Origin of the sequence: Paenibacillus sp. NPDC056722 (assembly GCF_042790635.1) — a bacterium.
GTDB classification, from domain to species: domain Bacteria; phylum Bacillota; class Bacilli; order Paenibacillales; family Paenibacillaceae; genus Paenibacillus_AQ; species Paenibacillus_AQ agri.
In genome coordinates, this window is record NZ_JBHTYV010000010.1 from 55,598 (window position 1) to 67,612 (window position 12,015).

The 12,015-nt window shown below is 46.8% G+C and carries 10 protein-coding genes; 8 read left to right on the plus strand and 2 right to left on the minus strand.

Going from position 1 to position 12,015, the window contains the following annotated elements:
• Nucleotides 1–27: 27 nt before the first annotated feature.
• Complete coding sequence (locus ACFRAM_RS21310; protein WP_379467845.1) at nucleotides 28–1,128, minus strand: MBL fold metallo-hydrolase; 1,101 nt, start codon at nucleotides 1,126–1,128, stop codon at nucleotides 28–30.
• Between the two features lie 376 nt (nucleotides 1,129–1,504).
• Between ACFRAM_RS21310 and ACFRAM_RS21315 the strand changes: the two genes are divergently transcribed.
• From ACFRAM_RS21315 to ACFRAM_RS21325, 3 genes are all read left to right on the plus strand, one after another.
• Nucleotides 1,505–2,002, plus strand: coding sequence for an RNA polymerase sigma factor (locus tag ACFRAM_RS21315; RefSeq protein WP_379467847.1), 498 nt, complete (start codon nucleotides 1,505–1,507; stop codon nucleotides 2,000–2,002).
• Nucleotides 1,983–2,837: a DUF5666 domain-containing protein gene (locus ACFRAM_RS21320; protein WP_379467849.1), complete on the plus strand. Its 855-nt coding sequence runs from the start codon at nucleotides 1,983–1,985 to the stop codon at nucleotides 2,835–2,837. The genes ACFRAM_RS21315 and ACFRAM_RS21320 overlap by 20 nt, the downstream gene beginning before the upstream one ends.
• A gap of 102 nt (nucleotides 2,838–2,939) precedes the next feature.
• Nucleotides 2,940–3,110 (plus strand): hypothetical protein, encoded by a 171-nt coding sequence (locus ACFRAM_RS21325; protein ID WP_175371430.1) that lies wholly within the window; start codon nucleotides 2,940–2,942, stop codon nucleotides 3,108–3,110.
• A 111-nt stretch (nucleotides 3,111–3,221) separates the two neighbouring features.
• Here the strand turns inward: ACFRAM_RS21325 and ACFRAM_RS21330 are convergent, their stop codons facing one another.
• Nucleotides 3,222–3,971 (minus strand): YqjF family protein, encoded by a 750-nt coding sequence (locus ACFRAM_RS21330; RefSeq protein WP_379467852.1) that lies wholly within the window; start codon nucleotides 3,969–3,971, stop codon nucleotides 3,222–3,224.
• Between the two features lie 327 nt (nucleotides 3,972–4,298).
• Between ACFRAM_RS21330 and ACFRAM_RS21335 the strand changes: the two genes are divergently transcribed.
• The 5 genes from ACFRAM_RS21335 (at nucleotide 4,299) to ACFRAM_RS21355 (ending at nucleotide 11,977) form a co-directional block, all read left to right on the plus strand.
• On the plus strand, nucleotides 4,299–6,356 hold the full coding sequence (locus ACFRAM_RS21335; RefSeq protein WP_379467854.1) for a stalk domain-containing protein: 2,058 nt from the start codon (nucleotides 4,299–4,301) through the stop codon (nucleotides 6,354–6,356).
• A 158-nt stretch (nucleotides 6,357–6,514) separates the two neighbouring features.
• Nucleotides 6,515–7,525, plus strand: a complete 1,011-nt coding sequence (locus ACFRAM_RS21340) for a LacI family DNA-binding transcriptional regulator (protein WP_379467856.1) — start codon at nucleotides 6,515–6,517, stop codon at nucleotides 7,523–7,525.
• Between the two features lie 12 nt (nucleotides 7,526–7,537).
• A complete protein-coding gene (locus tag ACFRAM_RS21345; protein ID WP_379468034.1) occupies nucleotides 7,538–9,826 on the plus strand; it encodes a helix-turn-helix domain-containing protein in 2,289 nt (762 codons plus the stop codon).
• Between the two features lie 279 nt (nucleotides 9,827–10,105).
• A complete protein-coding gene (locus ACFRAM_RS21350; RefSeq protein ID WP_175371425.1) occupies nucleotides 10,106–11,026 on the plus strand; it encodes an ABC transporter permease in 921 nt (306 codons plus the stop codon).
• A 12-nt stretch (nucleotides 11,027–11,038) separates the two neighbouring features.
• Nucleotides 11,039–11,977 (plus strand): carbohydrate ABC transporter permease, encoded by a 939-nt coding sequence (locus ACFRAM_RS21355; RefSeq protein ID WP_379467858.1) that lies wholly within the window; start codon nucleotides 11,039–11,041, stop codon nucleotides 11,975–11,977.
• Nucleotides 11,978–12,015: the final 38 nt, after the last annotated feature.

Consider the following 12,015-nt stretch of genomic DNA (forward strand, 5'->3'; position numbering starts at 1 on the left):
ACTACCGGAAAACTGGCTTTTATAGTCTCACTTAATACTCTCCCACCAGCGCTCAAACTGCTGCTGATCCTTCCACAGTTCCACCCGCTCGCCGATCATCGGCAATAGCAGATGAAATGTTTTATCCTCACCGTGCTCAGATATTCTGCGAAAAGGCGTGTCCCAGCTATGGATGCTTAGGGCGAACTTTCCGGCATGAACGGGCAGCAGGCTTTTTGCACGCAGGTCTTGCGCTGCCTTTAGCACTTCATTAGGAAACATGTGAATAAATCTCCACTGTGTATTGTATTGCCCATTCTCCAGGATGACGAGATCAAAGGGCCCATACTGCTTACCGACTTCGGCAAAATGAGGCCCGTAGCCGCTATCTCCGCTGTAGAATATTTTTTGACCAGGTGCCTCTATGACAAAGGATAACCACAACGTCCGCTTCTGCCGGTAGTCGCGTCCAGAGTAGTGCCGGGCTGTGACCCCATGCACAGTAAAACCATCACCCAAAGCTACCGTGTCTCCCCAATCCAGCTCCGTGATTATCTCAGGCTTAAATCCCCAATGCTCCAAATGCGATCCTACCCCCAGACCACAGATCACCTGTTTGATTTTTGGCCGCAGAGCCGTGAGCGTTGCATAATCGAGATGATCCCAATGATCATGGGAGATGAACAGGTAATCGATATCCGGCATATCATCAGGGGTATAGTAATTGGTACTGGGAAAGGCTTTTGAGAATGAGACGGGAGCACCTGTCTGACTGAAGATCGGATCGAACAGCATATTTTTACGACCCGTCCTAATAAAAAAGGAGGAATGGCCGAACCATACCATCATTTCCTCATCTTCCTGAAGAACATGAAGGTCAGTCTTCTTTATAGGGACTTTTTGGAGTGGTTTGAGACGCTCCTTGGTAAAGAGTTTCTCTTTTACAACAGTATATAAGTTGGAGTTCTCACTATAGATTGGCGTGGTTAGTACGTTGTGAAACTTTCCATCCCGATAATGTGGAGACTGTTCAATACGGGCAAGCCGGCTCCCGGAGGGCAGCTTTCCAAACGGGGCTTGGTGCAAATACAGAAAGCCAATCAGAATGAGTATCAGAACTACGATAACAATCGTTAATAATAGGGTCATCTTTTCTCCCACCCACAGTAGTTAAATTTGTGTAACTATATAAGCTGAACTTAATAATTAGGCAAGCTGACTGGAGAATGCCTTCTAAATATCAGGACTTCATCGATCAGTAAGGTGTTATTCTTAAGTTCACTTTATGCATGTATTATGTCGTGATTGTATTCAAAATACACCAAATGTACTGTTACCCGACTGTCGGATCTCGATCCCGGTGCGGAAACAATTTGAATTAGGACGATTACCTGAGCTTCCTGCCTTTTGGCTGGAGCTTTTTTTGTATTAATTTAGAAGCAACCGTTGCATCCTAAAAAAATATTAAACGTGATGAAAAATATCGGAGGGCTCAGTTGTATTTAAAGTGAAAGGAGGTGGTGAGGTGTACACTTCATTTGATATCAATGAATCGGTACGACGGGCCCTGGACTTATATTCTCAAAGCATGATTAAGATTGCGTTCACTTACCTAAAAAATGTGGCTGATGCAGAAGAGGTGGCGCAAGAGGTGTTTCTAACCTACCTGCAAAAACGTCCGGCCTTTGAAAATAACGAGCATGAAAAGGCATGGCTTATCCGAACAACGATCAATAAAAGCAAGAATATGCTGAAAACCGGCTGGTTTAAAAGTAGAAATCCGGTCCCGGAGGATCTGAGCTACCTCCCGAAAGAAGAAAACGAGGTTTTACAGGCCGTGCTGGCCTTGGATAAAAAATATCGTATCCCCATTCATCTGCACTATTACGAAGGCTATTCGATTCAGGAAATCGCCGAGATTATGCAAGCGAAGCCGGCAACAGTGGGCACGTGGCTTGCGCGTGGACGCCTTCTTTTAAAAGAAAAGATTGGAGGTCTGGAAGATGAAGAAATCAGTTTATAAATCAGCGATGTCTCATGTGAAGACAAGTGAAGATTTCAATGAGGTAACCTATCAGAAGCTGTTATCAGAGATGGATAATTCAAAAAACATAAATATAAACAATCATAAGGAGCGGGTAAATATGCAAACAGCAAAGAAGAGAACAGTAAAAGGCTGGACAATTGGGATCGCGGCATGTGCCGTATTAGCAGTAGGTACTTTTACAATGAACCAGAGTACACTTTTCAACACGCAGTCACCATCGGCTGTGAACACCACGAAACCCCCAGTTACAGGCAAAGCTGCAGTGAACATCGAGGGCGTAATCTCTGAGGTAAGTGCGGACGGCAAGAGCTTCAAGGTAGGTGACCTGTGGGTGACGGTAACAGATGCAACGGAACTGGGCATCAAAGGCCCGACCGCCGCGGAGCCATCCGAAGAGTTGCTGCAAAAAGAATTTAAAGTGGGCAATATCGTCTCCGGCTATACCTCTCAGGATGTCAGCACAGGGAAAGTGAAGGCGGACAACATCTACAACAATATGGCTCCGCAAAAAGACACCAGCGGTAATGCGGCCACCACAGGCAAAGCTGCGGTCAATATTGAGGGTGTAATCTCTGAGGTAAGTGCGGACGGCAAGAGCTTCAAGGTAGGTGACCTGTGGGTGACGGTAACAGACGCGACGAAACTGGGCATCAAAGGCCCAACTGCGGCGAAACCATCAGAGGAGCTTTTACAAAAAGAATTTAAAGTGGGCAATATCGTCTCCGGCTATACTTCTCAGGATATTAGCACAGGAAAAGTGACGGCGGACAACATCTACAACAATATGGCTCCGCAGAAGGACGCTCAATAAGCGGAAAGTGAGATTGCTGTAGGCGCAAATCAGGACATTTTCCTTTAGGATAAAAGATTCTCCCGTTCCCCATACTAACGTGAAGGGATGGAGGTGAATGTCATGCCCAAGAACAGCGCAGATCCGAAGTATGATCGAGCGAATAATCGTGCAGATAAGAAGAACAATCAGCAGAATCACGCTCATTTCACAGAGGAGCCTCAGACGTTGACTAACAATAAGGCTGAGGATTATGTTCCAAGTCTCAATCATATCTCCAAAAATGAATCCTAGACAGACACCAACCAAGACTGCCCTTCCGTCGCTATTCGACAGGAGGGCAATCTTTTTTGTGCTGAATCATTAACAGGATGAGTGGTTCATGGCATAAGAGGTTAGCGGCATTTATATTTTTCTCAGCGGCCAGAGCAGTACTTCAAGTCGCTCGGTGTAGGTCAGAAGCGAAGGCTCCGGTTCGTGTACGAGCCCTAGTGCTTGGGTTGAAGTATGGCAATCCAGATAGAGCTTGGCTTCCTGTAGAGGCCATGGTTGGTGGTGGATGTCACCGACATATAGCTGTCCTTTCGAACTGGCAGTATACAGGCAGTACCGTTCGGTTAGCCAGTGAAGGAGAGTCCCGGGCAGGGCATGTATTGGCGTGGATTGGACAGCTGAGTAGACACCGTTAAATAGGGCTTCTCCATGTGCGGTCTGCCTTTTGCTGATGTATTGGATACTCTGTCCTTCGGACTGAAGAGACATCTCTGCATATCTATACGGCAAGTAGGTGAGGGCGCGAGCACCGGTAACAGCAGGCAGACTGGAGGCATCCATATTCAGAAAAAAGACGCCCGGCTTGCCGTCTTTAATTACATAGGTACGAATATTAAGCTCCAGAAATGAGTGGACAAAAGGAAGGGGAGGCAACCCCCTGACGAGCAGCGGGTCCATCCGAAAGGGAACGACACTAATCCAGGGTCTCCCTTCCCATTGCTGCAAGTCCAGACCCGGAGGAATAAACGGAGCAACAGAAGCTTCGTTCACAGGCCAATGGGCGAACAAGACCTTATTCCAGCCTTGCTTCATCATCCACGGCCCTTTGGGCAAGGGATAAGGACGATGAGATGTATGTGCAAGAATTTTATGGGTATTCAATATGTGATGCCCTCCCAATCGTGAAGACGAGATGTGTTACTTTTAAAATCCCCAAATGCTCCGGCAACTACACAGTTTCTACATACTTGTTGGTTAAATGGTCGGAGGGGACCAAGCTTACCGGAGGATTAACGACGAAACGATACGTAGAGGAGTTCCCGAGGGGCGTTCTTTTTCTTAGTAGTTCTATAAGTCTTTCTAACTAGTAATAATTACCTATAAAAGCGTCGTTTAGTATGGTAAAGTTAGTATTATCTATGATTTCCTGTGCTGGAATATTATTCAGGATATAGATTATTAATGATAGAGAAAATGGAGTGAGATAAGGTGAAATTTAGGAAAACAATGCAGCTGGCTATGGCCGTTATCCTGCTGTTCGGAAGTTTGAGTCTTTGGGCCGGTGGGGCCAAGGCTAAGGCGAATGATATTTTGCCAGAATTTAAAGAAGGTAACAATTTTATCTATATTCTGAAGGATGGGGACGGGCAAAGCCGTGAGTTCACGTTTACAACGTATAATAAATTAACGGCTGATAATACGAAGATAAGGTTGTACAACAACCAGGTAGAAATTGATCCTCAAAACTATACTGTGGATTATGATCGTAATACCATTACGTTGAATAAAACGCCAGACCCGGGCGCCGAGCTTTATTTTACCTATAGCATCCATCCGACCTTTGAATGGAGAGAGTTGATCTCTGGATCAACCTATATTGGGAATACTTTAATTGGAGTGGACGGATCAACGAAGGTTTTTAAATTAACCACAAATTATATCCTTAATTCCAATAAGAAAGTTAGCTTATACATAGACGGTACTAAGGTGCCGACCTCGGAATTTACTTTCAATCTAGAAACTCAACGGATTACCCTTTCGGAGAAGCGTAAGGCACCTAGTGCCGAGTCCAAGGTTTATTTTTATTTTCCTGTCACTTCTATTGCGGGAACCAAAACGTCTGGCGAGGTTGCACAGACAAATCCTTCGCTACCGCCAAATGGAATTGAAACACCAATTGGAACGGAGTCACCAGTCCCATCGGTTGAACCACCAATTGAAACGGAGCCACCAGTTCTATGGGTTGAACCAGAATTCCATATCCCTAGCGGAGAGAGCTATCCGGGTCAAATTACTCTGGGTGGTAACGGTAAAATCACCATTAATGTGACAACGGTGGTCATTCAACCAACATATACGACTTATCTTATGGTCAAAAATGCGAGTAATGAAGTTGTTAGGCAAATTCGGGTGACTCCAGGAAAATCCGTGACGTATACGCTGAACACGCAGCTAGGCCTTACTACGGGGGGGTACTATATTTATCTCAAGACCGTGAATCAATCTGGCGGATTGGCGGCATCGGTGCCGCAATTTGTGCCGATAAATCTTGAGTCAAAGATTCAGGTATTCGTTGAAGGGAAAATGCAAGCTTATACTCAAGCGCCTGTAAATGTAAACGGAAATGTACTGGTACCTTTTCGGGCGATTTTCGAATCCCTGGGTGCCACGGTGAAATGGGATAGTGCTACTCAGACTGTCACGGCATCTAAAGAAGGAAAGACGATTGTTCTTAAGATCGGATCTACTACCGCCTATGTAAATGGAGTACCCGTGACACTTAGTGCAGCTCCGCAGTTAATCAACGGCAGCACGATGGTGCCGATTCGATTCGTGAGCGAGGCGCTTGGCGGATTAGTAGAGTGGAGCAATAGCTCCAGTTCCGTTATTGTTTTTCAAAATTCACCGTCCATTCCTACAACCGCCGAGAGTGAGAAGCCTGCCCCATCGGAAGCTACCAGTACATCACCGATCCTACAGAAAATATCTCAAGGCATTACCGCACCTACGGATATTGTATTCGTTATGGATGTGACAGGCAGCATGGGCGAAGTGATTGGTTATGTCAAAGAGACGGTGAAGAAGTTCGCTGATTCCGTTCCATCCGGTTCGAATTTCTCCATCGTAGCTTATCGGGACATTAATTATAGAAGCTCATATAAAGATTTGGAGTTCTTCCCGTTCACTAATGATAAGAATGTTTTAAAGACGAACCTTAGCAAGCTGGTTGCGGCTGGCGGAGGGGATGAGAACGAATCTGGACTGGAAGCCATCCATATGGCCGCTCAGCAGCTGGCAGGACGTAAGAATGCAAAAAGGATTATTTTTATTACAGATGCCCCTGTGCATGATAAAGGCGCTTCAATGGGGAAAACAAACCTCTCTCTTGGTCAGATTATAAATGAGCTGAAGACTAACAAGATTACCTTAGATGCAATTGCTCCAATGAACGGATTAGCAAATACGCAAATTACTCAGCTTGTAAATGCAGGTAAAGGAAAGATATATGATATCAAAAAGGCTTCGGTAACCTTGTTGGAAAAATAAAATAAGCTAATGAAAAAGCCGCAGAAATGATCTGCGGCTTTTTTCTTCTATCACGGTCATTTGTGGGCACAGGAATGGAAGAACATTGCAAATTTTATATTGAAATCGATTTCATCGGCAACTATAATGGATTTAACAACCAATGAAAGCGTGATCAAATGAAGGATAGTAAAATCATAGATGTAGCGCAAAAAGCGAAGGTATCTCCCGCCACGGTTTCCAGAGTGCTCAACGGAAGCTCGCTCGTAACGGAGAAGACGCAGAAGAAGGTGCTTCAAGCCATCCAGGAATTGAACTACACGCCGAATGCAATGGGAAAACAGCTTCGGTCGCGCAGGACGATGACTTTAGGTGTGGTGGTCAGGGATATCAGGGTTTCCTATAATGCAGAAATTATAAAGGGCATCGAGAACATGGCGAATACCCTTGGATACAAGATCCTGATCTGCGACTCACAGAATGAGAAGGAGAAAGAGGTAGAACTGCTCTCTCTGTTGCAGAACCGCACGGTGGATGGCTTAATTCTGGTGACCCCGCAGCTAAGCGACGAGGAGATTACCTCTTTTGCAGATGATGAGTATACGATTGGATTGATCGGCCGCCGAATTGAACATCCCGACATCCCTTGCTCCTTTACTGATAACAGGAGAATTGGCCGGGAAGTTGTAGAGCATCTGTTGGAAGCGGGACATCGCAGGATGGCGTTTCTCTGTGGGTTTGCCGATGCGACGGACAGTATTGAACGGCTGGAGGGTTATAAGGAAGGGCTTGCAGAGGCAGGCTTACCTTTTCTCCCTGAGCTGATAGACAACGGGAACTTCTCCGAGGATGCCGGGTATGAAGCGTTTAAGCGGATTTGGGCGGGAAGCGGGGAGTTTACAGCTGTTTTCGCAGCCAATGACGAGATGGCGCTTGGTGTATACAAAGCTTGTGCCGAGCTCGGAATTTCCATTCCCGAACGCATGGCTGTTGTCGGAGTAGACAATATTCGGATTACTAATTATGTGGAGCCGAGGCTGAGCTCTGTAGAGCAGCCCTTATATGAGATGGGGGCGTTGCTTGCTGAGAAGCTGATCGGGCAGATCAAGGGCGATGAAGAAACCGGGCCACAGCTTATGCAGATTCGTTCGACACTCGTGATCAAAGGATCTTCGGGAAAAGGGGGCTAGGTGGTGCTTAAAATGCTGCGCGGGAAAGACACCAAGTATTACGGGAAGTTTTTTTCCGTGATGACGGTGACGATCTTTCTGACAATTTCAATCCTGTCGGGAATTCTGTATTTGAATTTTGAACGGATCGCATTGAATCAATCCTATGAGCAGACGATGGACAGCCTGGACCAGACAACACAAGAGGTCTCCGTGATGACCTTGACTGCTTCGACCTTTGCGAAGCAAATACACAACGATCAGAACATCGCTGACCTGCTGAATTTCCCCAATGTGAGCGCCATGGAAATCTCCGATGCGGTCAAGCAGATGAACAACTACAGGGAAACCTCGCCGTTTATTGATTCCATTTATATTTATAATGCGGTGGCGCACACCTTCTATGTTAGCTCAGACATGAGTGTCCCTTCGGTCTTCAGTGAGGAAGAATTTTATGACCAGGATATGAAGGAAATGCTGAAGCATATTGGGGACTACAACACGATGTCGCCGATTCCCCGTAAGCTGCGGATTGAAGGGCTAGCCGGGAATATCGCCGAGAAGGAGCGCGACACGTACACTTTTTTACTGTATGACACGCTCGCCAAGCAGACTCCCCGCAATGCTGTAGTCGTCAATATTAAGGAAACCCAACTGCACAAACACATCGACGGTTCATTGACCAATGATGCCGCGAACACATTTCTCATCGACAAGAACGGTCTGCTAGTCTCCAACAGCTGGACTACACCAATGCTGACTGATATGAAAGGCACACCTTATATTGACCGCATCCTGAACAGTGGCGAGCCATCGGGTTATTTTCCGATGAAAGTCGGCGGTATCAAATCGCTAGTGACTTATAGCGAGCCCGATAACCTGGGCTGGCGGTATATCCGCATTGTTCCCTATACGCTGATCAGCGAACGGATCGACAACATGCGCACCAAGACCTTTTATACAGCAGGTCTTATTCTGCTCGCAGGGCTTGCGCTTTCCTTTGTGGTGTCAAAGCGCCTGTTCGCAGGAATCAACAAGAAGCTGTCCCGTCTTGTGAACCTCGAATCGGAACAGCGGGAGAGCCAGCAGGCCGTGCGTTCTGAATATATGAGAGGTTTGCTTAGCGGGTGTACCCGCAGTGACCCTTTAAAGGTCAAAGAGATGTTCCTGCGCTACGGAATCGGGCTGGATCCGGACCGTTCTCTGCGCGTATTTTTGATTACGATAGATGACTACCGGGCTTTGGTGGATCAGTACCAGCCGGAGGACCGCAAGCTGCTGCGCTATGGCATCCTTAATATTGCGCATGAACTGCTGATTAGTGCCGGACTTTCGGCAGCAACTGCTGACCTTGGAGATAATCGTGCCGTGATCATCATCCAGCCGGCGGATGCGGAGGTCGATGATAAGGAGATTTACAGGCGTTATGCGGGACTTATCCAAGAGGCTGTGACCCAGTATTTGAAGCTGTCCATCACGATATCTTCAAGCCTTAACGGAAAGGGCGTTCAGTCCTTGCATACCTTGTTTGAGCAGGCTGTCGAAGCTTCTTTTAGCCGGGTCTTCAGTGGTGCGGGTAGTTATATTGATGCAGAGACGGTCGAGATGAACAAGACCCGGAGCTATGAATATCCGATTCACAAGGAGAAGCAACTGATCGACGAATTAATGCTGGGCCGAATTTCAGAAACTAAGCGGCTGTTTACTGATATTATCGGCGACACCGCCAACTATTCCTACATCTCATATCAGCTGGCGATCTCCCATCTGACCTATGCGCTGCAGAATGCGATCCGCACAATCCGGCAGCATTCTGCTGCCTCGGAGGAGCTTGCGGTTCCATCGCTGGATCTCTATAATCACACGCGAGTAGACACAATGGCAGAGCTAATGGAGCGCTATATGTCTCTGTTCGATTTGCTGGAGAAGCATATGGATGAGAAGCGGAAGAATCGGCAGGATGATCTGCCGGGGCGCATCAAACGGATGATTGACGAGCGTTATGCGGATCAGAATCTGTCGCTAGAGATGTTGGCGGATGAAATGGGCATGTCAGCCACGTATATCGGTCGTGTATTTAAGCAGCATACCTTCCAGACCATTCTCAGCTACATCCAAGAGGTGCGAATGAACAAAATTCGCGAACTGCTGACACATAGCGATGATTGTATCGGCGATATCGCCGAGTCAGCTGGTTTTACCAATAATCCGTATTTCTATAAAGCCTTTAAGAAGCACAATGGTGTAACACCAGCCGAATACCGGAGGAATAGCAGACAACAGAAAGAGGATGAGGGTGGAGAGGGTGCGATTCTTGCCTGAACCACTTCAGCGGCACACTTTGAGGAAGGCTCGGGCAGGTACCCGGCCTTCCTTTTTTATCGGGACGAAATCTCGAAAACCCTTGGTATGACTGGGGTGTGTCAGAAAAAAAGAGTGAGTTCGGAAAAGAGTAGTGCCCCTTTTCGCTGAAAAGTGAGTCACATCGGGTATGGTTAGTTGCTGGGTTCCCCGCGGTCTTATAGTATTGGCATTGCAGCCGGAGAACAGCACCGGAGAGTGCAATATCTGATAAAGAAGGTTGAGGGAGGCTATACGATTATGTCTGGAAAAGGCGGATTGATCCGGGAGCTTAATCGAAACAAAGTATTGTTTCTGATGGTAGCTCCAACATTGCTGTTTTTCATCGTCTTCAGTTACATTCCTATGGTTGGTGTGTATTACGCCTTTACGAAATTTGATTTTGACGGGGGACTATTTGGAAGCGAATTCATTGGACTTAAAAATTTCGAGTTTCTGTTCAAGTCAGGCATCCTTTGGGATTTGACGAAAAATACAGTGCTCTACAATCTGGCGTTTATTATTCTCGGCAACATCATGCAGATCATCTGTGCGATATTTTTGGCCCAGTTGACCAGCAAGTGGTTCAAGAAGACCGCACAATCGCTGATGTTTCTTCCATACTTTCTGTCATGGGTACTCGTTGGGGCGTTCGTGTTCAACCTCTTCTCCGATCTTGGGGTAGTCAACAGTGTGCTGACCCAGCTTGGTCTACAGACCTACGATTTCTACCTTCAGACCGCTCCATGGAAATACATTATCGTGTTCTTCAACATCTGGAAGGGTATCGGTTATGGTACAGTCATTTACCTGGCGGCGATCATGAGTATCAGCGAGGACTATTATGAAGCGGCCAAAATTGACGGAGCCAACATTTTTCAACAGATTCGGCGGATTACGCTTCCACTGCTCATGCCGACCTTTATCCTGCTGATCATGTTCAGTCTCGGCGGTATTTTGAAAGGACAGTTTGATCTCTTCTATCAAATTATCGGGAACAACGGCATGCTGTACGAAGCTACGGATATCATCGATACGTACGTATTCCGCTCTCTGACAATCAACTTCGATATCGGGATGGGGACGGCTGCGGGTCTGTATCAATCCTTCTTCGGATTCGTTCTGATCATGACGGTGAACTACATTATCAAAAAGACGCACGAAGAATACGCGTTGTTCTAAGGGGGGATAAGCATGGGTACTGAAGTAGAAAAGCTGCCGGGAGTGCGCAGAAAGAAAACCGGCTCCAAAATCAAGCAAGACAAAGCTACCATTGTCTTTAATATTATCGGGTACACGTTACTGGCCCTGATTTCCATCATCTGTCTGGTGCCCTTTTGGCTAATTGTCGCGGGTTCGTTCACGGATGAGCTGGAGATTATCTCCGAAGGCTTCAAATTGTTCCCGAGTACAATCTCATTCGAAGCTTACCGCTCGGTGTTCAGTACACCGGAACAAATCTACCGTGCATACGGTGTGACGATCGGCGTGACGGTAGCAGGTTCGCTACTGGGATTGTTCCTGACCTCAATGGCGGGCTATGCGCTTTCCCGTAAAGATTTTCTCTATCGCAACAGCCTGTCGTTCTTCATTTACTTCACAACCCTGTTCAGTGGTGGATTGATTCCATGGTACATCATGATGACCAAATACCTGGGTCTTAAAGATAGCTACTGGGCCCTGATTCTGCCGCCACTGCTTAGTGCTTGGAATATCATTCTGATGCGAAGCTTCATGAAGTCCATCCCGGAATCTATTGTGGAATCTGCCAAAATCGATGGTGCTGGGGATTTCCTGATTTACCGGAAGCTCATTCTGCCGCTCTCGACACCGGGTCTGGCGACCATCGGATTATTCCTTGCTCTCGGTTACTGGAACGATTGGTTCAATGCCAACATGTTCATCACAACCGGCGATAAATATCCGCTGCAATTCCTGTTGTACAAAATTCTGTCCAGCGCCGCGGTGCTACAGACGAATAACGGGTCGTATCTGGCGGCCAATGTTGTTCCACCTACCGAAACACTTAAGATGGCTGTGGCCGTTGTGGTTACAGGGCCGGTCGTTCTGCTCTACCCGTTCGTTCAGCGTTATTTCGTGAAGGGACTTACAGTAGGAGCTGTTAAAGGTTAGAACCGGATTTCCGGCTAACATAGCATGAGGCTTGAACA